The sequence below is a fragment of the Sphingobacterium puteale genome (assembly GCF_003627955.1).
GTDB lineage: Bacteria > Bacteroidota > Bacteroidia > Sphingobacteriales > Sphingobacteriaceae > Sphingobacterium > Sphingobacterium puteale.
The window spans coordinates 111,694-137,286 of the sequence record NZ_RBWS01000019.1 but is presented as its reverse complement, the minus strand read 5'-3'; the positions used below and the strand labels follow the sequence as shown (position 1 = coordinate 137,286).

Here is a 25,593-nt window from a genome sequence, read left to right as displayed (position 1 = left end):
ATTCGATTAGAAGTTTACATTTAAGCCAAACATATACGAACGTGCCGTCGGATAGGAGGCCATCCAGGTGTTGTCGTAATTGAGTACCTCTCTGATATTAGAAATCGTATTCAGATTGTTCACGCTAGCGTTTATATCAATACCATTTACACCTACCTTTTTAGCAATTTTGTGTGGCAATTTATAACCAAAGGTGATGTTCTTCACCTGCACGTAGCTCACCTTTTTATAGTACCCGTGCCCTAATGGATTGAGATAGCCGGGTGAAACAATCGTCGCATTGGGATCCTCCGGTGTCCAATAATTGGCATCGTGTACATAGTTGGTAATCCCGAAAGTCCAGGCCCCAAGATTGGCCATGTGATCATCGCGCCATACATCAAAAACCCCAGTAACCAACGCAGATGCATAAAAATTTTTGTAAGCAAACCGGTTGGCTAAAGATGCTGTATAGCGTGGATTTTTAGATCCGATGACCACCCTGTCACTCGCTTCTATCTTGCCGTTACCATCGCGGTCGTACAGCTTGGCGGCTCCGGGTGCTGCCCCATCCACAGTAATGGTTTCTCCATTTTGCCATACACCGATCATTTTATAATCGTAGAATACTCTTAATGGCTTACCAATAAACCAGTTGTTGGCAATATCATCGATGCCATCCCCTCTCAACTCGACAATTTTATCGCGGTTTAAGGAAAACACTGCGGTCGTATTCCATTGAAAATTTTCTCCTTTCACGTTCGTCGAGTTTAAGGTGACTTCAATACCTTTATTTTGGGTAGCGCCGATATTATCCCAAATCCGGTTATACCCGTTCATGATAGGTACGGTACGGGTCATCAGTAAATCTTTCGTTTTAGAGAGATAGGCATCGATAGTTCCCCCCAATCTATTATTAAATAACTGAAAGTCCAGCCCCAGGTTGGTCGAATAGGTGGTTTCCCATTTCAGATTAGGGTTTCCCACACCATCACCGGCCAAATAGGCTGTCGTAACGGCAGTGCCATCATCGCCCCAGATATATTTTACATTGGAGTATAAGCGGTCTAACGTGCGGTAGGGTGTAATCGCCTGGTTTCCGTTGGCGCCATAAGAAAGACGGATTTTCAGCATGTCCAGCCATTTGGCGTTATCTTTCAGAAAACGCTCTTCTCCGATTTGCCATGCTGCCGCCGCCACAGGAAAGAATGCGTATTTATTGTTGACACCAAATACAGAGGCTCCGTCTGTACGTCCTGTCAGGGTCAATAGATACTTGCCTTTGTAAGCATAATTTATTCTGCCCATGTATGACAGCATCGCAGATTCCGATAAGGAAGCGCTGTTGGAAACAAGACGGCTGGCCGAACCGATCATAAAGTATTCGGTATCGTCAGTTACAAAACCTGCTCCGCTTTGCGCTGTTGACCAGCTTTTCGTTTTTTGCATACTGAATAAACCCGTCACGTCAAAACGATGATCGCCGATCTGCCGCTCGTATTTGAGCAGGTTCTCCCAGGTATAATCGTTATAATTGGAATTGTTAATGGAAGCACTACCTCCGGCCTGCGTACCCTGATCCCTGCCTTCAAAAGTATTGCGCCCGTAATAGGTTCCTGTAAATCCGTTCCGATAATTATAACCAAAATTTGATCGTAAGGAAAGACCCTCTACCGGCAGCAAAATATTGGCATAGCCAGAAAGAAAGAAGTTGTTATTATACCTATCCTGAATCGCATTGACGTTGCGCATCGGATTGACGATCAATGAATACTCCATGGGCTCGGGCACATACTTCCCCGATTCGTCTTTATAGCTTCCATAAGGACTTTGTTTTATGGCATGTTCCAAATTTGGCGTAATACCACCGTCGCTTTTTCGGGTATATTGCAGGCCAACACCAGTGGTTAACCATTTATTAAAAGTCTGGTCCACATTGGTGGTAATATTTAAACGTGACAACTTAGAATTGTATACCACCCCCTCTTGATCCAAAGCCGCGAGAGCAGCCATATATTTTGTATTCTCTGTACCACCGGAAATGCTCAGCTGATGATCCATGGTCATGGCTTTTCGAAAGACGTAATCCTGCCAATTGTTCGTAATGCCTTTCGCATAGTTGCCGCGCTCTGTTACACTAATAATATCACCAGCAATGGGATCTAATAAAGCGCCAGTATACCCTTGCCTAATTCGGGCAATATCCTGTTGAAAGCGGATATATTCATTTGGCCCCATCACATTGATGCGTTGCATAGGCTCGGCCATGCCGATCAAACCTTTATAGTTTACCTGGGCTCTACCCAGCGCCCCCCTTTTTGTTTGTATCAGAATAACCCCATTGGCCGCACGCGAACCGTAGATAGCCGAAGCCGAGGCATCTTTTAAGATCGAAAGGTTTTCGACGTTGTTTGGATCGATATCTGCCAGGGATCCGCTGTAGGGAATACCATCCAAAATAATCAATGGACTATTATTGGCCGATATCGAATTTTCACCCCGTATCAACAGGGTCTGTGATGCTCCTGGCGCAGCTTCTCCGGTCGTAATAGAGAAACCAGCCACCTGCCCCACCAAGCGATCCATCAGGTTTGAGGTAGATACCATGCTTAGCTGCTCTTTTCCGACCACGGCCAAACCTCCCGTCAAATCTTTCTTCTTGGCTGTACCGTACCCTACGACCACGACCTGATCCAGGACATTATTCCCTGACATCTTCACATTGATGACTCCAGATGGATTAACCTTTACTTCCTGGTTATTGGAACCAATGTAGGTAAAGAGTAGCGTAGCCGTGCGTGATGCCAAAATGGTATAATGGCCATTTGCATCTGTCTGAACACCGGTTTTCGCCCCTTTAATCATGACCGAAACACCCTTAAGTCCTTCTCCTGCATCATTGGTGACCTGACCTTTGACATTTATTTGATCTGTTGCTTGCGAATAAGCATAATTTGTCGCCACCACCGATAGGGCGGCACTCATTATCCAGCTCCTGAGCCAGATATGTATCTTTTGTATCATTGATTTATAATGGTTAGTTTAAAATTTACTTGCGTTCTTTACTTTCCCTTTCTCGTAAAGAATATGAGTTTAAAATAGGTCTGCTTCGATAGGCTTGGATTTTTAATTTAAATTTTGTGATACATACTATCTCATTGCTGCTAACGTACTTACAATGCTGATGGCAAGATTCCGTTTCAGGCTTATTGACGAAACCTAAAATTCCGTTGCGCCTTGCTATTGATTTTTGTAAAGTTCGGATTACCCTGCGTGAGCCTAATCACGTTATCGGGAGGAATTTTCATACACATATTTGCTTTTTTAAAATTGGTTAAGACAAAACTATAATCATCACCAATTCATAGGGTTCGTTTTTGTACGAAAATGGTTTGATTTTGTACAAAAGGCAAAAACATGTGTTTTTCGCTGTAAAATGAAGATTAGGAGCGCTTTATTATTCGTTTTTTATACACATTAAATGATCTAGGATAACAGTATCGCTTGGTTTCACATCGATAGCTTCACCCCGACCTTTATAAATAATATCGCGGAAACTGGCCTGCGAGACACCTTTGGCTTTTATAGGTTGATGACTGATTAAATTTCGTACAAATAAGCCCTGCACATGCTCGCCATACTCGACTACCAAACCCTGTTGCGCTAGCGGACTGATGACCATATTCTCGATAAAAACATTGCTGATACGAAGTTTACCTACAGGCATAATCCGTATTGATCGGTGTGAAATTGAATAGAAGTCCTGCCAGTTCTGGAGATAAATAGTCGAAATGTTGTCGATTTCGCCCCTATAAATCGAACCACTTACCACATTTACATTTTCTTCACCTGCTCCCACTCCGGTATCTGTCAACCCGATATTAATAAAGTCGTCACCGCTTTTACCTTTGCAATTCGCAATAATAATATTTTTACAGCCAAAACGTATGCCCATGCCGTCTTGGTTCAAAATCTGTTTGTCTACTCCATCAACAGTTACTGCCTGCCTCACGTTAAAAGTAATATCGCCTACCTTACCGTTGGTACAGCGTTCCAATACCAGACCGTGCCCATGATAATCCTTTAATGTAATGCCGCTAACCTCAAATACATCGATGTGAGCCAATATAATGGCGTGGTTCCGCCATCCACCTTTTTGATTCTCTCCGGGTTTACCTGCATCGGTACCATAAGATTGTCCAAATCCACTGGGATTTAAGGACAAAGTTTTATTATGGTCACCGGTAGCTCTGGGATGATCAGCTCCTTCTAAAAGAACATTTCCTTTTCCAATAATCTTGATATTCTTTGTGGGTGCTATATCTTTAATTGCCAGCCCTGCATTTGCCGAACGAATAAAATTATCCCGGCATTTATCCGATAGCTTAATGGTACAGTTATTCAATTCAAGTTCAAAATCGCCCGGAAGCAAAATGGCCTGATCGATGAGCCAGACACTTTTTTTTGTTACCGCATCGTATTTAGGGATCACAACTTTCCCAGTCGACTTTTTTGCCTCATTTATGGCTTTTTGTATACGTTCTGACTGGGAACCACTTTTGTATTTATTGGGGCTGATCGAAGTCTCATCTACCTTTTGGGCGACAGCCGCTGTCAGATAAATTACGTTAAACAAGCAAAAGCAACATGTAAGCAGAAGCGTTTTTCTAAAAATTGTCATTTTCATAATCGTTAGGATTTCAAAAATAAAGAATTGCCTTTCCCCCATCTGAAAGGAGATATCGGTCAAAATTGGCTGTATTTTATTTCTTTCCACCGGAAACCTTTTTCTTAAACTCTGAAGGGCTCAGTTCAAACTGTTTTTTGAAACAGACGCTAAAGTATTTGGCATTGTTAAACCCGGTTTGGTAAGCAACTTCCGCGATCGTCAAATCCGATTTTTCTAACAGATAGGCACTTCTTTTCAGCCGCATATTCAAAATAAATTCTTTGATGGACATTCCCACAATATCATGTATTTTTTGATAAAGGATGGTTCTGCCGACGTTCATATCAGCCACAAAATCTTCCACGGAATAACTGGCATTGTCAATATTTTCTTCAATGACCTGAATGGCCTTAATCAGCAGTTCCTCGTCCATGGAGGTAACGGTTACATTGGAGGGATCTACCTGAACGTGCTTGCTGTATTTTTCTTTTAGTTCCCGCTGATTTCTTAGAATGGTTTCAGTCTGTTGCAACAGATAGTCGACATGAAACGGTTTATCAATAAACACATTCGCGCCATATTCCAATGCTTTTATTTTATTCTGGTTGTCATCTCCCGTACCCGAAATCATAATAATAGGAATATGGCTAGTCTTAAAATTTTGTCTAAGGCTGCGACATACTTCCAAGCCATTGCGATTGGGCATGATCAAATCGGTAATAATAAGTTGCGGATAAATCTTTTCGGCTTTAATTAAGCCTTCTTCCCCGTCACTCGCCGTGTATACATTATATTTTTCGGCCAGACGTTGCTCCAGATAGACACGCAGCTGTTGGTCATCTTCAATGAGCAGGATATTATCTGTCTTTTTTATAGGGATAGATCCTTTTTCTGGGGCTGCAGTATCCTGCGTGATAATATCGTCGATTTCAGAAACGGTGTAATCATACACGTTAGGCTGCATGTCGCCTGCCCCGGCCTGTTTCCTTAACGGTAGTGAAATGGTAAATGAAATTTTATCAGTCTTATTGACCATCCATATTTTACCCTCAAGCACATCTATCAGTTCTTTCACAATAGCAAGTCCAAGTCCTGAACTTTCTTCAAAAGTTGGCCGATGAGAAGATAAGCGGTTGAAAGAAGTGTAAAGCGTCGCGATCTGTTCTTCAGAAAAACAATCACCAGTATTTATAACTTCAATGGAGATGTATTCGATTTCCGTCGGATTTAACGAAGGAAACCGTTCTTTTTCTTCTGCTGTTGCACTATAGATACGTACGCCCACATACCCATTATCTGGTGTATATTTTAGGGCATTGGAGAACAGATTAGTCAATATTTTTTCGATAACATCGTAATCAAAGGCAACATATAAATTGTCCTTGTACGCGGAAATATTGGTTTCAACACCTTTTTTATTGGCATAGAGCTCAAATAAGCTAAATATATCCCTTACAAAATTGATAAAATCACCAACCTGCGGATTGAGCGTAATTTTTTGGCTTTCTATTTCGCGAAAGCGCAGCAATTGGCTAATCATCCGCTGTATTCTGGATACATTTTTCTCTATTAAATCCATGTATACCAAAGCGGTATCATTAGCCACAATAGTGTCTCTGAGTTGTTTAAGCGGCTGTAAAACCAACGTTAGCGGTGTTTTTAAATCATGGGAGATATTGGTAAAGAAGTCGGTACGTGCCTGGTTCAGCTCTTGCATATTCTGTTCTTTTAAACGCTCGAGTGCTAATCGCTCTTTAAACACTCTTTTATTGCTGTAATATCTCATTATGAAAAAGAGCAGGGCAGAAACAAGTGCTGCATAGCAGCAATAAGCCCACCAGGACAAGAAAAATGGTGGATCGACATGGATATATAATCGTGAAATTTGATCGCTCCATAGCCCATCATTGTTGGAAGCCTTAATTTCAAAGGTATAATCTCCGCCCGGAAGATTGAGAAACTGTACAGATTTCTGATTGGCATGACTGATTTGCCAGTCTTCACCAAGGCCCAACATCCGGTAAGCGAACTGGTTCTTCTCTGCGGATAGATAACTATTTGCAGAAAACTTAATTTCTACATTGGACTGGCTACTGGAGAGCCTTATCTTGCCTTCTTTTTGATTGGAAAGACTACCAATGTCTTTCGTTAAAACGGATGAACCATCCCCTGGTTTCACGAGTTTATTGTTGACCAGAAATCCTGTAAAAAAAACTTTGGGTTTTTGCAGATTTTTATTGAGGTACGCCGGATCGAAAAGTAGAAATCCATTGGTACCACCAAACAGCATTTCACCCCTGGAGGTTTTGTAAGCGGCATGAATATAAAATGAACCAATCTTATTTTCCTGATAAAATCTCGCTTTCTCAAATTTACTGGATTTCCAGTTGAAACAAAAAAGACCATCACTGGTACTTAACCAAATATTTTTAGTGGCAACATCTTCTAATATGCCAAATACCATTTTCGCCGGAAATCCGTTATTTACACTATAGTTGACATATGTCCCATCTCTTTTGAGTACATTTACGCCTTTACCCAATGTTCCCAACCACACTTCACCATTTGAAGTCACTGTATAACTACACAGGTAATTTGCTGAATAGGAAGCATCTTTGAGCACGTAGTGCTTCAATACCTTTAATGTATGGGGATTTACAACAAGAAATCCTTGATGGCTAATTAAACAGAGCTGATCTTGGTTATTCACATATAATGCTTCGACTTCGAGTTCTATTTTTTTGCCCTGCGCATCAAGGACGCTCACCATCTCTATAGGACCTAGGGGATTCTTTCGATATAAAAATGATTTATCGGGGTCTGTCATCCACCAGGTGCCTTCCTTATCGTTTACAAAATCATAAACGGTGAGTGGTTGCTGGCTCTCCGGAGAGCGGAAATTGAAACTGCTGAAATGCTGATTGTCCACATCATAACTGCCAATACCGCCGTTATAGGCTGAAATCAAGAGTTTTTTGCTCATTCGTTCAAATTTCAGGCGTTTAATCATATGGGGACTTGACGAACTACCCTGCGATTTTTCTAGGGGGGTAAACTGATCCTTTTTTCTATTCCAGTAATTCAGGCTCCCCCCCTCGGTACCGATCCATATATTTCCCAGATGATCTTCCTGAAAACTACTAACTATGGGGTGATTGAGTCCCCCTGGGCTGGGCTTAAAGTAACGTACTCGGGAATCGTAAAGCGAACAATAAGCTATTTTACCACCGTAAGTACCTATCCAGGCCCCTTGGTCCGGGTCTGGATAAATCGTCCATATCGAGTTATTCGGTAGTGAATAAGCATCGTTCAAGTTCATTTGCAAGGTGCTGCTGCTTTCATTGGATGGATCATAAAGATACAATCCAGCTTGCGTAGCCACCCAGATCACCCCCGTTTGGTCCAAATATAATCTTTTGGTTAACACGGATGAATTTCCCATTATGCTTACCGGAATCTTCTGTTTTAAGGTACCTGTTAAATCTGTTACATGGATTCCCCCTCGTTGTGTTAAAAAGTAATATTCTCCCCCGTACGCGACCGCATCGTTCACCTGATTTGTCGTACTACCAAAATCCGCAAACTGGATTAGGCGTTTTTTCGTCATTTCAACTTGATACACGACAGCGCCTTGGCTTAGAAACACATGATCTTTAGCACTCAATATATTTTGGAAAGACTTGTTTTTGGGTAATAAAAAGCTTTCTGTCTGTTTATTTTGCGGATTATAGCGTAGTATGCTATTGTCTGACAGCATGTAAACCTGACCATCGCTATGCATACAAAGCGAACGGATCATTCCGGGAACCACGACATGAAAAGAAAACCGTTCGTAATCGAATTTTAATAAGCCGTGCCCCGAAGCTAGAAACAGATTTCCCTTTTTATCCCGAATTAAAGAACCATAACCCCATTTTTGTGCTGGTTTGATCGCAGAGACGATATCATTTAACTGATAAAAACTGTTGCCATCGTACATGAAGAGCGCATCGGGTCCCGTGTACCAAATACGTCCTAAACTATCTTTTGCGATGCTCTGTATACCGCCATAATAGGAAGTTTCGGGCATCAAATGAAACCTATACCTCGAAAGATCGATGCCGAGAACACATTGTCCCCATAAAACAACAAAACAAATTATCAGACTGTATTTATTCATTTACCGTGCTACTAAAGCTTTTTAAATTTCAATACAAGGTTTATGCTTGCCAGGTTCAATCAAAATCCCTGCTGCTAATTGTGAGCAGTGGTTCTATAAACTTCGATTATCATACTATTAGGCAAAGAGCTTCGTCGAAATTCTGGCCTTAGCCCTTTTTCAGCTGTTCAGATCCATGCGAAGCCCACAGTACCAATTTACTTAAAAACAGGCGTTGGGGACAAACTTATCTTCTTTTGCTGATTATTTTTGAGTTCGAAGATTACAAGTTCATTTTTTCCGGGTATTAAATCCGCCGAAGGAATTAATATCGACTGCTGTTTTTCTTCCTCCCAGTAAGATCCCAAATATTTTTGATTTAACCAGACCTCCCCCATTCCCCATCCTGTCATATTAAGATACTTGTTTCCGGACAGATGGTGTTCGAACTGACCTTTGTAAAAACCGGGGCTGTCATTAGCTGACCTTTGTTCAAAAACCAAATCCTTCAGCGGATAATTACGCACCGTTAAGGGGATCATTTTCCAGTCTTGAAGGTCGTTTCCGTTTAAAGTAATGGTGCCAAAAAGCCCTTTTGAATTATCTGTAATTTCTGGTCCGTAAGTGATCCGACCAATATTCTCGACATAAAATTGAAGCAAGTGTTTGCCTGGATTTGCTTTGATGGCTAGTTTTTTACTCTTATCTGTCAGGCTACCCTGTACCTTACCATCGACATAGACCACGGCATAATCGCGTACGTTTTCCAATTCCAGCTCTTCGCTTTCGGCATCAGTGTTTATCTCGGTCTGATAAAGTACATAGCCTGATTCGATGTCCAAATCATTAAAAGATAATGCATTTTCCGCCTCGACAGCCTTATTATAAACCTGGTTTACAGACGCTTTCTCCTCTAATCTAATTTCCTGTGCTATGAGGGGCTGACCAAAAAAAACAGTCATCATAGATAATATCATTGTTCTTACCATTGTGTAATCTTTCTTATTTCTCTAAAAATGACTGAATAAAAGTTTCGTCCACGGCCACTTGCGGCGAGAATTTCTCACTTTTCACATAATTATCGATACTGTACAACAATTGTTGGGTAGCGGGACGGTTATCCATATCATTTTTGGTATCCAATGCTAATACCAGCAGTTTCCCACCGTTCATTTTGGCTTCAAAACCTATACCCAATTTCTGGTTGTTGTCGTAGCTGTCGATGACCTGTATAAAGGGACGCAGTTGTTGTGGTGCATGTTGCATTTCGATTACTTTTGCATGGTTCAAGATATCCCACCACTGCCAATCGGTATGGTATGAAGTAAGAAAATCATTAAACATAGCCTGTTTATGATGGACCAGGTTGCCGATGGTCATGGGTGCCCATGCAAACATAATGGGGTTCCAAAAATGATTGTGAAACAGTGATTTTCGACCTTTCACCTGGTCTGGCGAAGGATAAAGAACCACGGTCTTACCCTGGGCCAACTGCCTTTTTGCAACATCATCGTAGACATCGGTGTACAATACATTAGCTGTAGACTGCATCAGATGTTGATGTTTTGGATATACCCAAATGTCCCAGCTATTCTTAATGCTATCGTTTACCGCAAGATGAACCGTAACTTTTTGGGTGCTGATGTTTTTTAGGGAAATCTCAAATTCACCTACCGGCGATACATTTTCGTTGGCAATGGTTTGCTTTTTCAGCGTTCCCTTTTTCAATACGTTACCAGCGGTATCGGTCAACCACCATTTAATTTTCGCATTTTCAAGTGCAGAATTGCTAAAGTTATATACCTCGGCTTTACCCTTAAATGTTTCGGTGTTGAAAAAACTGCTTTTGTTATAGCGTAGTAGAGCGACTGTTGGCGCGCAAAACTCCCTGAATTTTTCTGCCGTAACCAATCCTTTCGAATCCCAAAAAGGATCGAATATCCCCACGGGTGCGTAACCTTGTCCCGGAAAGTCGTTCATCGACAAAAGCTGAAATCCGGCAGATTTACCTGATCGCAACAGGGCTTCGATCACGGCTTTGTACTCCAGCACGGTCAGCGCACCAGATGCTCTGAAGAAATCCTTTGCCTGGTCCAGCATGCCATTTTTTTGCAATAAATCGCTAAATACTTCAAAATTGCGGGCCTCTACGGGGCTGTTGGCATATTTCTTTATTTCATCAAAATTTGGATAGATACAACGTTGTCCCGACTCATGTGAAATGACGGGCACATCTACATCAGATTCCGCATTCTTGTCCCAATCAGTACCCGGCTGACCTTCGTAAACCTTTACAGCCCCTTTGTTGGTTTGCTGGGACACGTAATATTGATCTGATTTAACCCTTGTCCGTGCAGTAGAACCGCTATAAAGATGACGAGGATCAGCTTTTCTTCCTTCGGCGGTCAGTTCTTCAATAAAGTCGAAGTTCCCTGTAATTTCATTGCCGTTGCAGTACAGAACAAACGAAGGATGATTGCCGTATTCTTTCAAAATAGCTTTAATTTCACGGCGGAAGAAGTTATATCTAGACTCGTCGGGTTCGGCATCTTTGCCCCACATAGGCATTTCCACTTCAAAATATATCCCATGTTTGTCTGCCATGCGAAAGGCCGCCGCCGGCGGGCACCATGAATGGAATCGTAAATGGTTCATGCCATACGTCTTCATCAGCACCATGATTCGTTCCCAAGAGGCATCGTCGAGCGGAGCATGGCCTGTTTTTGGAAACACTGCATTTTCTACATTGCCTCTTAAATGGATGGGACGATTATTGAGCAACACATGGTTTTTTCCTTGTTTTACTTCACGCATACCAAAGGTGGTAGCCTTTTCATGCCGATAGCTATTTTTGCCGTCGGAGGTATTCAGTTGACAATTTATACGATAGAGGTTTGGGTTAAACTCATCCCACAGTTTGATATGCTTACCTAATGGAATAGTAGTCTCTACGAAGTTCACCGAATCGGTACTTACCAATGCAACTTCATCCTTAAGGCTGTAGTTTGTTCCCTCGATGACGAAAGACACTTTACCCTTTACCTGTTTTTTTGTCGCATTATTTACTCGTAATTTTATATTTATGGACTGATCGGCTATATTTGGATATACCTGAAGATCTTCCAGATAAACTGGGTCTATGGCCAGCAGTTTTATTTCTCCTAGAATTCCGTTCCAGTTAATCTGCGTAAATTCAGTATGCGCATGGTTCCATTTATGGGTGTTATACTGAAATCGGTTATCAATACAAATAGTTATGCGATGCTTCTTTCCCGGCTTTACAAATGAGCTCAGATCGTGGTTGTGAGGCACACTTACATAATCGATACTGCTAACTTCCTTGGTATCTACAAAAACTGAACTTAACCAGTGGGTCCGTTCAAAGTATAGGAATATTTTTTTCCCTTTCCATTCGGCAGGGATTTCAATATCACGTTGGTACCATGCCGGTCCCATATATTCGTATTTTCGGGTCAGACGGTCGATATATTTATAGGGATTTTTATATCCTATCTGATAATCATCGGTAATACCGGGAAGCTTAATTGTTTCTTGCAAAAGATGGTTATAGCGGGGGGACAGCGAGCCTCTACGGAAATCCATCACGTCCGTCTGAAACCCCCAAGTGCCTGATAAATCGATAGCATCTTGAGCCTTTAACAAGGCTGCCTGCAGGAAAAGCCCTGTTAGGCACATCATTTTAAAGTATTTATAGATGCTTGTCCTGTATTCATCCATTTTGTGTTTCGATAGTTTATGTGCTTTCATTCTTTTCGGTATATTATTTTTGTAGGCATCGAAAAAATAGTGTCTATGTGATGCTCCTCTTTAAGCTCGTTTTCAGAATTGAAATCTTATTTATTATCATAATAATGCTTCATCAGAAACCAGGCTTTCTTTCGGTAGCCTTGGTCTGAGATTAATCCTTTGCGGTTCCAGCCATCTTGGTTGGTCGGATGAAAACGGAAAGGCGAACGGAAATCAAATAGCACCCAGGGTGAAGTTCCGCGCAGGTTTGGAATATGCTTAAACATTTCGAGGTTGTTTTTGTACAAAGTCTCTTGGTAATCTTCACTCCATGAACTGACGACATCCTTTTCGCCCGTTTTGCCATACAGCGCCTCGCCTCCAAATTCAGAAATAATTAAAGGCTGGCCTCTTGCCACATCCCATAATGCTATATCAGGAGAAACTGGCCAGGAATGGTACCAGCCTAAATATTTGTTGACAGCTACGACGTCCAATTCTTTCGTAAAAGGATCATCCATAACAAAGGTTTCCTTCTCCTTATTGAAACGAACAAGATCAAAAGCAGCGGTTATAAGTCTGGTCGTGTCAACGGCTCTGCATGTAGCAATCAAATGCCTGATAAAAGCATTTCTAGGCTCGGACGGTTGGGTTTCATTGGCTACCCCCCAAAAAGCGAGTGCGCAACGATTTTTGTCTCGAGCAACCATTTCCCGCATCATTTTACCGGCTTTATCTTTGGTCGATTCATTTTCAAAATCGATGCCCTGCCAAATGGGAATTTCTTCCCACAACAAGAAACCCATTTTTTCGGCCATTCTCACGATATATTCATTTTGTGGATAATGCGCCAAGCGAATCATATTACAGCCCAAAGCTTTCGCTTCTGAAAGCAGCATCACTGCATCTGCCTGTGAAAAAGCACGACCTTTGCGCTGAGGTATTTCCTCATGAAATGAAATGGACTTGAGAAAAATAGCTTCGCCATTCAGAAAGATATCTTCCCCTTTAACCCAAATATTTCGAAAACCTATTTCCTCCTCTATTTGATCATCGTGCGTTGAAATCTTCACGTTATACAGTTTAGGTGCAGTAGGCGACCAACGTTTGATTTCTCTTGATAGGAAAGAAGTTTTTACTTCTCCCTGTGCATCTGTTTTAAGCGTTTGTTTTAGTTGTAGTTCCGGTATTTCGATAGTTACCGAGGAATTGGCCATCGTTTCCGAAAGTTTGACCTTCGCATTGATTTTATCGGCTTTGGTTTTGTCCAATTGAACAAAATAATCATCGATAAAAACTTTTGGCGTGCTGACCAAAAAGACATCTCGGGTGATACCGCCATAGTTCCACCAATCAAAGGCCATTGCCGGAATGGCATCAACCTGCCGGCTATTATTTACCTCAACTGCCAAAAAATTATCGTTTTCTTTAGCTGCATCTGTTATTTCAATCTGAAAGGGGGTAAAACCACCTTCATGTTGTGCAATCTCTTGTCCATTGAGATATATGCGACAACGGTAACTTACCGCAGCAAAATACAAGAACAACCTTTTGTTATTTTCTTTCACTACATCGAACTTACGCCCATACCAGATGGTACCTTCGTAATATTTAAGTTCAGGCATTTGACTGTTCCAATCTGAAGGCACATTTAAACGGAGACCATTCTCGAAAGCGTATTCATAAAAATCAGTCTTGCTTTCGGCTTTTTTATTCAGGTAGATTTGGTTTTTTCTTCCCTGGTCGTACAAGTCTACAATAGCGTCCCACTTTCCATTTAATGATTGAGCTCGCCTACCATACACATTGGCCATATTTTGCTGTGCAACAAGGTTGGAGGTTATCAGGCTAAAAAAAAGGGACAATATCAAAGATAGATTGATCAGCTTTATCATAATAGGTGTTAGTTGTTAATAAAATTTTCTATTTTACCTGTAATGCCGAAAGCTTTGTCCACCCCTGAGCCGTCAAATCTCCATCAAGGGCAAGTTGAATTGCCGGCTTATTTTCCTTTGTCGTATCAACAATGGCGACTGCCCAGCTATAAATTCCTGCAGGTAGATCTACTTTTGCATTTAATTCATAACTCGCAGCAGTACCTTTCAACCAAGCAGACGGTTCACTCTGACGATCTACAAAAATCTTTTTAACATTCCCTTTGGCATCTAACAGTGCAAAAGCAACTTTATATTTGTAGTTCCATTGTGGAATATTATTAGGTAAATAGCCCCAGCCCATATTCTGCCAACGATGGGTGATTTGCGCTACTTTTCCCGTCTTGATATCTTGAGGGAGGTTGATTTGGTCTGGATATACACGGTACCCCCCTTCTGTAATAAACCGTTGAACCAAATCAAAAGACTTAAACCAGGATTCAGTTTCTCCTCCCGCTCTAAAGTCCATCATATTGACATGGGCTTCGGCCGACAAGTCGAACTCACCTTTCCTCACATCTTCATCATGACCTTCTCTATATTTCCCACTGGGGTCTGTCCAATAGCGGTGCTTACCTGGAGCGATAATCCAGCCTCCTTCCATAATGATAGGACGCTTAAAATTCCATTTCCTGGCAAAATCCTTTTCCCAATTCTGGTAATAGCCAGTCATGCCAAAAGCATCGTGGCGAAGGCTATACCCCTTATCAATAGCTTTATCCAATAAGCGTTCACTGTTCGGGTTGACTGCTCCCCAACTTTCGGGATGACCGACTAGACGATGGTAGTTGATAACCAAAGGAACTTTTGTAAATGTGTTAGCATATAAACTGGTCACCCAGTCCAGGGTTTCCTCCTTTATTTTTTCGGTATTTTCGGGCGTTGCCATTTTAGGATCTTCATAGACAACATAATGTGCTTCGCCCCATTTTCCCAAGCCATAGGCATCAATAAAGGAGGTCTTTTCAGGATCATTAAATTCCTTGGCCAAAGCTGTGATAAATTTGGCATAGTATTTTCTAAAAACCGGATCCTGCGGATAAGGTGTTTGTCTATCGGGATGATTTTCATTTTCCAAATAATATTTGGCTCCAAGGTCAAACACAAATTTGGGTGTATTTTGTCCCTGGTCGCGGCCATCTACCACAATACGGAGCGCTATGGGCAGCCCTCTCTTTTGCGCGCCTTTTAGGAGCTTTCCTATTCTGGAATTTGGATCATCCCAAGCATAAACACCTTCACTGGGATTCAGCGAAGACCAGCTCGTGCGTACATAACATGCCGAAGCATAATCGATGACCTTTACCTTTTTACCCAATGCCGGCACAAAATATTCGATATCCCAATACGTTTCATCGGCATTACGGGGAGCATACATTACCCAACCATTTAATGGGTTACGCAAGACTGAATGACCATCGTATTTCGGCTTTAATAAGGTATACCCGGAGTTCTTCGCATTGCTTTTCCCTTTATTTTTTTGAGAAAAGCCAAGCGATGCAGAAGTGCACAATAAAAGCGTTAAATAAATTTTTATTATCCAATTTGAGATTATCCGTTTGTTTATTGTTTCGTATTTGAACATATTTTCAAGTCTACTGGTTATTGGTTATTGTAATCCCATTGTGTCAGCCCCTTCTATAGTTTATCCTATATTGGTGTTGTTTCAACAAAACTGATTTATTGGGATATGGTACAAAATTAGCCATGGCAGGCTACCGCTATGGTATTGATTTGTTCAGAAATGGTTCGTTTTTGTACAAAAAATTGGATGTCGATGTCTTTCTTCATTTGTGATAAAGCTTTTCTGAGCGCTTTGATCTTTGCACAGGATAATATTTGCTTTCTGTTTAATTTCAAACTATAGCACAATAGACCTTAGCGCTGGAGCTTTTTCAAAAAAAATCAGTCCAATAAAACTATTTCAAATCGGCTATTGTTCTTATTATACAAAACGGCTACAAGCTACCTTTCGAGAGAAAGGATCAACATAAAAATTGGCGCCGTACAGTGAAAATCCAATTGTCTTTAAAAACATTGGATGCCGAAACAAAAAAGAGGAAACGATAAGAAACATAAAAGTTACTGTACAAAAAAACGCTAAGAGAAAGGGTCTGATGAGAATCAGCCCCTTTTGACGTAAAAAAGCCACATCCTAAGACGTGGCGCAACAACATTTATATATTTATTTTGAGATGCGCTTATTTATACGAATTGACCAAACTAGTTACTTTCAAGTCGTTACCTTCGCGAACCAAAGTCACTAGCTTAGTCTTGGTAAAGTCTTCAAACTTCAGGATCGCTTTGGCTACCATATAATCGGCAGGCTCTTCGAGAATATCGGTGCATACCACAGTTTAGTTCGCCAATATCCATTTCAACATTGGAAGACCACTCTCCAGACATACCCAAGGTCCAAAACGCGGCCAAAGTCCTTCGCCCAAACGGATCTGGAAGAGCGATTTTTTACAAATAAGCTTATCCTTAAGCCTATTTGTAAAAAATCGGATCATATTGACCAAACAATATCCTGATGAAGATTATTTATACCCCAGATTTTGCTTTAGATTGTCGCCGTCTTTATTATTCAGTTGAATCTCACTTAATGGAATAGGCAGTAAAACATTATAATCCTGAAAACCAGCCGTTATCTTATTTGCAGGACCCGTGTCCCCATTGCGTAAAATCCGTTCTTTAAGCTTATTCATTCTGACTAAAGTCATTCGACGGTTTTCTTCTGCTATCAGCTCGCGGGCGCGTTCATCTAGGATAAAATCAATCGTTAACTCACTTGCCGCCACTTTTCCTAATTGATTATTGCCCGACTCTGCACGCGCCACTTTAAATGAACGATCCCGTAGTTTATTGATATCCTCGGCAGCACCAACTGTATTGCCCTGCCGCAATCGAGCTTCTGCACGCAACAAATAAGTTTCTCCGAATCTCATAACAGGCCAATCTTTTACCAGGGCATAACCAAAATCATCCAGTGGATCATAACCGCCCCATTTTGTTGGAAATGGATACCAGACTTCCAAACTATCGGTACGGAAAGGGACTACCTTATCCCCTGTTTTGATAATGATATTTTTAGATCCTGTACCTTTTGCTACGCGATATCCATCCGCGTCGATACCAATTTCTGTACTGAAATTTGGACGATTATAGTTGGTTGTCCTCCGTATATTAAAATTGCTATTGCGGATATCGCCTTTTAGCCCTTTCCATACCGTATACTTCATAAAATTACTTAACCTTAAACGGCCATTTCCTCTTCCGCCCAGCGAATCGGCATTGACCATACCATCCCATTTGTGGTAAGCAGGCTGCCATACCCGACGTTGTTGTGGGTTGTCAATCGTACCGCCATTGACCTCTCGGTTATACTCCAACTCAAAAGTCCAGATGGCTTCGGTATTCCCCTGTCTACGGCGCATGTTTCCCTGACGAAACATATCCCTAAAGTAATCACCACCTTCGGCCAGGTATTTTCCATAACGTGCCTCAATCAACTTATAGTTACCTCCATTGATAATAGCGGTTGCCATCGTTTCAGCTTGTGCGAAATAGCTTGCGTCACGCATACCAATACGTAAAAAAGCCTCTGCAGCGAGCTGTCTCGCCATATCCTTATTGATTCGGCTAGGTGTGCTCGCTGTAGCAAGATCGGGGAGCTCTTTAACGGCATAATTCAAATCATCAGCGATAACCTTGTCGATTTCAGCAACAGCGTTTCGTGTATAATTAAATGTAGGCACCTTAATTGAACTGGTCAACAGAGGTACATCTCCCCACAATGTAACCAGCATATTATAGGCATATGCGCGAAAAAATCGTGCTTCGGCAGACGCTTTTGCGTTGCTATCCCCCACGCCGTCAATAACAAGATTGGCATTATTAATAAATGCATAACATTTTTCCCATAAAAAACTTACGCCTCCATTTTCTGAATTCAAATCGGCATATTGGTAAAAAGGATTTTCGACACCCTCGGTCGATCCAGCACTCGTAATATCCGTCCCAATCTGCCAACAGGAAAGAAACCCTTGCCGGCCACTGTAACCCCAAAGCTGAGCGAAATTGTAATGTAAGCCCAACAGCCTGTTTTCAACTGTTGTCGGATCAACATTTGTTGCATCGTAACTTGAATAAGGTTTTTCGTCCAAATAACCTTTACCACAAGAGCTTGCTCCTACGGATAACAAAGCCAACATGGAGAATAAGGTGGTATAATTGTTTATCGTCTTTTTCATGTGTATGTAATTGATTTTGAAAAATGATGGGTGAGCGTTAAAAGCTAAGGTTAATCCCCAAAACATACGTCCTCACCATTGGGTAGTTTATTGCGTCATTTGTGGATCCGCGTGTAATATCCCTTGCTTCAGGATCCCAGCCCAACCAATTGGTCCATGTATACAAATTGCGACCACTTGCATAAATAGTTAAGCCTTGGACTCCTATTTTTTCAACAAGCTGTTGTGGCATGGTGTAACTTAAGGTTATATCTTTCAAACGAGTGAAACTTGCATTTGATGGGAAGCCGTAGCCATGGATATTGGAGTGGTTACCCAAAGAGCGCCATTCGTTACTTTTATTTTCTGGTGTCCAATATCCCAGTGCTGCAGGTGTGCTGCGACGCCCCATCTCGTCCGAAGCACCGCCGATTTGTGGATTATTACGCAATGCACCTTGGACTGTATTAATAAAAACATTGAGTGTAAATGCTTTGTAGCTAAATGTATTGGTCAGACCTGCGGTCCATTTTGGCGCAGTCTGTCCGAGAACAGATCGATCGCCATCATCAATTTTACCATCAGCATTTAGATCTGCCAATTTAAGATCGCCCGCTTGCGCAGCATCATCCCAACCCTTGTTCGCTCCAGACGCAATCTCATCTTCCTGCCAGATACCTACCTTGGTATAATCATAGATGACCCCTAGAGGTTGGCCTATAAACCACCTATTGCCCAGGTCGTCTTTACCGTTGCCATATACTTCAGTGATCTTATTTTTATTACGGGAGAAGACCAGCGTACTGGACCAGTTAAAATTGTCCTTAACAATATTTTTGGTATTTAAGGTCAAGTCGATACCCTTATTCTCAATTTTACCAATATTCGAATACACTGTCGCAAAACCTGTTAGCTTAGGTAATCCCTGGGTCAGGAGCAGATCATAGGTACTGGATTTGTACATATCTATACTACCGGAAATCCGATTATTCAATAGTCCAAAGTCAACACCGGTATTGAGACCCTTTGTTTTTTCCCATTGCAAATCATAATTGCCCATCAAGGTTCTAATAGTTAAGGCAGTATTCGACAGGCCATTCATTGCCATGGGGTTTGAGTCCATTAAAAATTGAGTGCGATAAACAGGAATAGCTTCATTTCCAGAAAGACCATAAGAAACCCGCCATTTTAAACTGCTGAAAATATGCTTGGTATTCTGCATAAAGGATTCATTATGGATATTCCAAGCTGCAGCTGCCGATGGAAAAGCACCATATTTATTGTTTCTACCGAAAACAGATGCACCATCCCGACGAACGGTCAGGGTCAACATATAGCGGCTATCATAAGCATAATTTAAGCGGCCCATTTGTGAGATGGTACGGTATAAATCTGCCGTCGAAGAAACCTTTTGGGTGGATGCCGCCCCTAAATTACCCCAACCAAGTGCATCATTGGGAAATACTTCGCCCGTCGCAATCGCCTGTTGCCAATATTTGCTTTTCGCCGCATATAACCCCGTGAAGTCAATATGGTGCTTACCAAAGTCTTTGGCATAAGTCAATATATTCTCTAATGTATAGGTCTGTGTTTCATTATTGGTCATACGTCCGAGACCAGCAAAATTATAGACCGATTCGCCTTCATATTCATTGTTCCTGACCGGTACAAAAGAATAACCCGCATTCAATTTATATTTCAGTCCAGCTAATGGCTTATATAATTCACCAAAATTTAGCTCGGCATAGCCATTCAGTGAGATATTAAATTGTCGGCGTTGTGGATCTAAGGTCGTCGGCAGTAAAGGATTGGACCATAATTGTTCTGAGTACATCGGATATTGGGTCAAAGAACCATCTTCGTTATACATTCTAGCATAGGGACTCATTGCCGCGGCTTGCAACAGATTAGCCCGGCCGCCATCTCTATTGTGTGCAACAATAAATGAAGACGTACCCACAGATAGGTATTTGGTAGCCTTGAAATCGGTATTCGTCCGGAAGGAGTAACGATTGTAATTGTACCCCAGCAAGACGCCTTTTTCATTTAAATAATCGCCCGACACAAAATACTTGGCATTTTCACTTCCACCGGACAGACTTACGTTGTGATTTTGTATAACGCCCGTCTGCATCACCGCATCCAGCCAATCTGTCGTTACACCATTTTTATAATTGTCGTATTCGTATTGATTACGCACGGGACCGCCATTGTATAAACTTGTGTTGGTAATCCGTGCATATTCCGCATAACGTTTTAACAGTTCTTCGCCAGATACCGGTTCAAGAATATGCGCTACATTCTCTATACCGCCATAGCCACTGTAACGAATTGACGGTTTACCTGTTGTTCCTCTCTTTGTTGTAATCAATATAACACCGTTCGAGCCATTTACACCATAGATAGCCACTGCGGAAGGATCTTTAAGTATTTCGACTGATTCAATATCATTGGGATTGATATCATTGATAGAACCATCTGTTTTTGTCAGTGGAATTCCATCCACAACAACAAAGGGCTCCGTGGTCGCGCTGATTGAGTTTCTCCCTCTTACCTGCACCGACGGTGCATCGCCCGGAATCGATGATGCTTGAGAAACCGTCACATTGGACACGGCACCCTGAATTGCTTGCATCACATTATTCACAGGGATCTTCGAAAGTCGGTCCTTGGGAACTGAAGCAACCGAACCGGTTATATCCGATCGCTTCTGACTACCATAGCCCACCACAACAAGCTCTTCCAAGACATTTTCAGCTGGCACAAGTGCAATGTCTAAATTGGCTTGTTGCCCTACTGTAATTTGCTTCTCCTGAAAGCCAACGGATGTGATAATTAAAGTGCTGCCAGGAGATACCTGAATGGAAAAATTTCCCTGAGTATTGGTTTGAACTGTTTCCGCCTCCCCTTTCACCCTAATGGTAACACCTGCAATTCCCTTCCCAGAGCTATCTTTAATAACCCCCTTGACATTTGCACTCTGCCCATAACTGGACATGGCAATCAAAAAAAGACTATTCAACAAAAGACCTTTTTTTGAACATCTGTTATAGTAATGATTTAACATGATTTATTTAATAATTGATTTGGTTAGTTTGTAATTTTCTAAGTGCTTCTGGAATCAACCTAGCAATGCCAGAATGTCCGATGGATACTCTTCTCAATTTGAATTCATAGACTCTTGTTTATAATTGGTGTTCTCGATTCCTCACGAAAATAGCGCGCAAATTTTCTAAAGAAACAAGTGAATAATTTCGCCCAACAATGGATTGGATTTAAGACAAAAGTAGCTTTGAAGCGAGATTGGGGTGTTCGATTTTAGTTCAATTGAGTTGAAATTCGCTTCAAAATGCCAAAAAATCCGTTATCGAACAGTTATGTACCGAACTTAATGCCTTATTATAGCCGAAGCAGCCAAACCTAGGAGCCGCGACCAATTGAAAAGGCACGCCATCAGAATACCTTTAATCTGAAATAATAAAGGGGCTGCCCAAAAGTGGACAGCCCCTCACCGAAATCAATGCAATGTTTATGGCATCACGGTATGAAACGTTTGTTTCTCCCCATTACGCCAACGAATCTCAACTTTCTTAACCGTTGCCTTCAACTGCGGGAAAAGTTCTTCATTTGTCCATTTTTCCCCCGATTTCTTCCACAGTTGCAATGTGACGTACCATTTTGCTCGCGTTTTTGCCCCTCGTACAAAACAATTCAATACGGAACTCTCGTCCCTTACCGGATGAAGCCCATGACAACTGATATTTTCTATTCCCTCCCAGCCCATGAGCCCTACCATAGCCAATTGGTATTCCCCATTATCTAAAATCATCGCCTCCTGCCCTTTATACTCGATTTTTTGTGAATGAATAGGACGATCCTTCCATTTTGGAAGGGCATAATGCCCCAACCGAAAGGCCAAAGGCTTATCGGAAAGTAATTGATCACACCTCAGAATTCCATTCGTTATTGCCCGCTCCGATAAGGCTATATGTATAGTCGTATCCGAAGCTAAGGTCGCCATACGACGATAGACCCCTTGCTCGTATCCTTTAAATTGATAAATACGAAGTGATTCCCACTTCTCTGACGGGGTTTGAAATGCATAATTCATTGAAATTTCTCCGTTCTTTCCGTCTGCCTGCCAAGGAAATGCACTGTTATAGGAGAGTTTATTGTAATTTTCTGTTCCTTGATAATAGCCTACGATCTTACTTGTATTCCAAGATCGAATTTCGGAAGCACCTATCCTATCATAATCAGTGATTAACATTTCAGCACCTTCTACATAAGTGTTTAGTACCTTAGCAATTGGAATTTGATGATCCCAAGCACCCTGATTTTCTGAAGCAGTCCAAAATTTACTGTTTTCCGGAACCAATAGACCTAAAAAGAATTTTCCAAACCAATATACACTTCCCCGACAGCTATATTCCTGTACAGCAGGGTCAAAAGCGCCATAAAAGCCCAGGTTCGGAATACCATCTGAAAGAAAATCCGGGTTTTCTAAAAACTGTAACAAGGTACCTGATGCAATTCTTCGCATCCAACCATAATTAATGGACGGATCATCCAATAGCCCTAATAATGGAAATGGCACTGCAGCCCCCATACGATAAGAAATACTACGTCCCCACATAATCATTTCGCCATTACGGCTAAACAAATAGGGGTAACTTTTCACCACATCACGGAGGTTTGATTTGAATTGAACGGCAAGTTCGGGATACATTGTCGAACCATAGTTATTTGCCCATAGCGTTCCATAAAGCTGAAAGGCCCACATACTATAGTAATCATAGTAAGGACTATCATTGTACCAGCCATCACCATGATAGTCTTTAAGACATTTTTCCAATAAATCCTTGAGGTATTCTTCCCGAACAAGATAACCTCTACTTTTAAAAAAGCTCAGGATCATGATATTGAAAAAGCGCCAATTCATCTGTATCGTTGGTCCATTGCCATAACTCAACATGGTCTGTGCAAGTGCGTTTTTTATATTTTCCGGCAAAGGATCCCACAACACTTCTGGAGCTGCCATTAGCGCAACCGCCAAACCTCCAAATTCGACCAGCTTTTGACTCGGTCCTCCTTTTTCCGGGAGGGGTGCAATATAGCTTTCAGAAGTCTCATCCGATAGCAGTTCCAATTGATGCCTATAATAATCTGCTACGCGAATACCTCTAATCTCATAGTCAGCATTTTTCTTTAAAAGTGGTACTGCGATGAAAAGCGTACGGCACAGCCCCTCCAATCGTTCCGTTTCGTTATGCAAGCCATCTCTAGGATAGCTACGCCCGGGTTGCTTGGGAAATAACATGGGGCTATTTAAGTCCTGAACAACAGAAAATGCTCCTTCCAACAAATAGGATGCGGCATCCATCCAATGTCGGCGCGTCAGTCCAGTGTAAGGACTTTTGTTAAAATCTGGATTTTTTAGTTCGAAAACTGAACTATTCTGGCTTAGAGCGGTTGTTGCGAAAGCAACATAAACGCAGGTAACCCCCAGGATTCGAAGTATGTCCTGTTTTATTTTCATGTTGCTTAATTTTATCATTTTCTTCTCCCTTTGTCGCGCCATTCCAACACTTTTACTGCTGTTGGCCCCGTTTCTGCTAATCCCTCACCATCTTTCTGTACCGTAGCTTGTACGAATAGCGCAATTTTACGTTTCTTTCGCCACAACTCGGTATCGTAAGTTGGTTCCCATGCTTCTACAGATTCTTGACAAAGATCAGTAATCTCCGGGGATGCTTGCTGCATATCCTGTAACGTCAAAATCGAAGGCCGGCTGCCCCTCTCCTGATCACGAAAGATCAATGTTAATGCAATCTTTTTATCCTTACCCCGAACCAATAGCTGCGGTCTTGCAATAGGAATCTCCTTTGTACCACCACCACTTAAGCTAAATGGGGTTTTTCTAAAATCAAAAGATCGCACCTTCCATTCGCCATCCTGTAAATAAATAACTTTATACTGCGGAATCTGTGATTCAGGAGCACGCCAATAGCTTGCAATAAAAGGATTCCCCTTCTCGTCAGCAGCAATTGATGTTTGATTAATCAATTCGTGTTGCTGCGGAATCCGGGCAGCATACTCTACTGTGGACGCTTTCATCGGTAGATCATACCTTATCCCATTGCTTCGCTCCCATGTTAATCCGCCATCTTTTGAACAGGCATAAGCCATATCATGATTGCTCGCCACATTCGGGCTTTCACGCCAGACCCAAGAGAGATGTATCGTACCCCGAGTATCGACATAACTTTGCCAATACGCATTTCTCTTTCCCTCCCCATCAATCAAGTTACTGTGGACACGTTTCCACTGCTGCTGTTTTATATCATAGCTATTCACCACGAGATTGCCATTGCCGGATCCACCATCCCTATATAGAAATAATAGTCGACCATTGGGCAGTTTTAAGAATTCGGGATAAGTAACCAGTGTTTCATTTTGACCTACCATAATCTGCTCGTAACCAAGCACGAGGCTATTCGGATGGATGGAACGGGCATATCTCAATCGACCATTATGCTGATCCCAGCATACGTGAAGATATCCAGCCTGATCTACCATAATGCTAATCACGTTATGCGCATCTTTAGCATTGCCGGTATAACCTGTTCGACGCAGCTGCCAAACCTTTCCTGATAGCAGACGTCGACCTAACACGAGATATTCCTCGTTGTCGTAATAGGCTATATATTGATATTTACGGTTACTGATTAAAGAATTTTTGCGAAATACGGCTGTGTTGACCGTATTCTTTGCCCATCCGCTTCCGGCTATTGTTTCCTTAATTTTTTGTCCCTGCACCGGACACAGAAACAATAAGAATGCAACGCACAACATTCCTATTTTTAAAATTTTTCTCCGATATCTTTTCATTCA

12 protein-coding genes are annotated in these 25,593 nt (G+C 41.7%); all 12 read right to left on the bottom strand.

Annotation, left to right across the window (positions count from 1 at the left end; all coding sequences use genetic code 11):
- Positions 1–6: 6 nt before the first annotated feature.
- The 12 genes from D7322_RS22230 to D7322_RS22180 all read right to left on the bottom strand — a co-directional run bounded on the left by D7322_RS22230 (position 7) and on the right by D7322_RS22180 (position 25,590).
- Positions 7–3,003: a SusC/RagA family TonB-linked outer membrane protein gene (locus D7322_RS22230; protein ID WP_121126407.1), complete on the bottom strand. Its 2,997-nt coding sequence runs from the start codon at positions 3,001–3,003 to the stop codon at positions 7–9.
- A 433-nt stretch (positions 3,004–3,436) separates the two neighbouring features.
- Positions 3,437–4,756, bottom strand: a complete 1,320-nt coding sequence (locus tag D7322_RS22225) for a glycosyl hydrolase family 28 protein (protein ID WP_121126406.1) — start codon at positions 4,754–4,756, stop codon at positions 3,437–3,439.
- Complete coding sequence (locus D7322_RS22220) at positions 4,743–8,807, bottom strand: hybrid sensor histidine kinase/response regulator transcription factor (protein WP_220700154.1); 4,065 nt, start codon at positions 8,805–8,807, stop codon at positions 4,743–4,745. Before D7322_RS22220 ends, D7322_RS22225 begins: the two co-directional genes overlap by 14 nt.
- 197 nt (positions 8,808–9,004) lie before the next feature.
- Positions 9,005–9,751, bottom strand: coding sequence for a hypothetical protein (locus D7322_RS22215; protein ID WP_245971422.1), 747 nt, complete (start codon positions 9,749–9,751; stop codon positions 9,005–9,007).
- A gap of 37 nt (positions 9,752–9,788) precedes the next feature.
- A complete protein-coding gene (locus D7322_RS22210; RefSeq protein WP_245971420.1) occupies positions 9,789–12,554 on the bottom strand; it encodes a sugar-binding domain-containing protein in 2,766 nt (921 codons plus the stop codon).
- An 86-nt stretch (positions 12,555–12,640) separates the two neighbouring features.
- Complete coding sequence (locus D7322_RS22205) at positions 12,641–14,428, bottom strand: glycoside hydrolase family 2 protein (RefSeq protein ID WP_121126403.1); 1,788 nt, start codon at positions 14,426–14,428, stop codon at positions 12,641–12,643.
- A 28-nt stretch (positions 14,429–14,456) separates the two neighbouring features.
- Positions 14,457–15,980 (bottom strand): DUF4832 domain-containing protein, encoded by a 1,524-nt coding sequence (locus tag D7322_RS22200; protein ID WP_245971418.1) that lies wholly within the window; start codon positions 15,978–15,980, stop codon positions 14,457–14,459.
- 688 nt (positions 15,981–16,668) lie between these two features.
- Entirely contained in the window at positions 16,669–16,821 is a 153-nt protein-coding gene (locus D7322_RS28575) for a hypothetical protein (RefSeq protein WP_183078807.1), read from the bottom strand.
- 186 nt (positions 16,822–17,007) lie between these two features.
- Entirely contained in the window at positions 17,008–18,720 is a 1,713-nt protein-coding gene (locus D7322_RS22195; protein WP_121126402.1) for a RagB/SusD family nutrient uptake outer membrane protein, read from the bottom strand.
- A 37-nt stretch (positions 18,721–18,757) separates the two neighbouring features.
- Entirely contained in the window at positions 18,758–21,721 is a 2,964-nt protein-coding gene (locus D7322_RS22190) for a SusC/RagA family TonB-linked outer membrane protein (RefSeq protein WP_220700153.1), read from the bottom strand.
- A 507-nt stretch (positions 21,722–22,228) separates the two neighbouring features.
- Complete coding sequence (locus D7322_RS22185) at positions 22,229–24,238, bottom strand: DUF2264 domain-containing protein (protein WP_183078806.1); 2,010 nt, start codon at positions 24,236–24,238, stop codon at positions 22,229–22,231.
- A 14-nt stretch (positions 24,239–24,252) separates the two neighbouring features.
- The gene (locus D7322_RS22180; RefSeq protein ID WP_183078805.1) at positions 24,253–25,590 is read right to left on the bottom strand and encodes a BNR repeat-containing protein; all 1,338 of its coding nucleotides are present in this window, start codon (positions 25,588–25,590) and stop codon (positions 24,253–24,255) included.
- Between the last annotated feature and the right edge of the window lie 3 nt (positions 25,591–25,593).

Coding starts and splice junctions, on each gene's coding strand:
- D7322_RS22230 (WP_121126407.1), bottom strand. CDS start 3,003: ATGATACAAAAGATACATATCTGGCTCAGGAGCTGGATAATGAGTGCC.
- D7322_RS22220 (WP_220700154.1), bottom strand. CDS start 8,807: ATGAATAAATACAGTCTGATAATTTGTTTTGTTGTTTTATGGGGACAA.
- D7322_RS22215 (WP_245971422.1), bottom strand. CDS start 9,751: ATGATGACTGTTTTTTTTGGTCAGCCCCTCATAGCACAGGAAATTAGA.
- D7322_RS22210 (WP_245971420.1), bottom strand. CDS start 12,554: ATGAAAGCACATAAACTATCGAAACACAAAATGGATGAATACAGGACA.
- D7322_RS22205 (WP_121126403.1), bottom strand. CDS start 14,428: ATGATAAAGCTGATCAATCTATCTTTGATATTGTCCCTTTTTTTTAGC.
- D7322_RS22195 (WP_121126402.1), bottom strand. CDS start 18,720: ATGAAAAAGACGATAAACAATTATACCACCTTATTCTCCATGTTGGCT.
- D7322_RS22185 (WP_183078806.1), bottom strand. CDS start 24,238: ATGAAAATAAAACAGGACATACTTCGAATCCTGGGGGTTACCTGCGTT.
- D7322_RS22180 (WP_183078805.1), bottom strand. CDS start 25,590: ATGAAAAGATATCGGAGAAAAATTTTAAAAATAGGAATGTTGTGCGTT.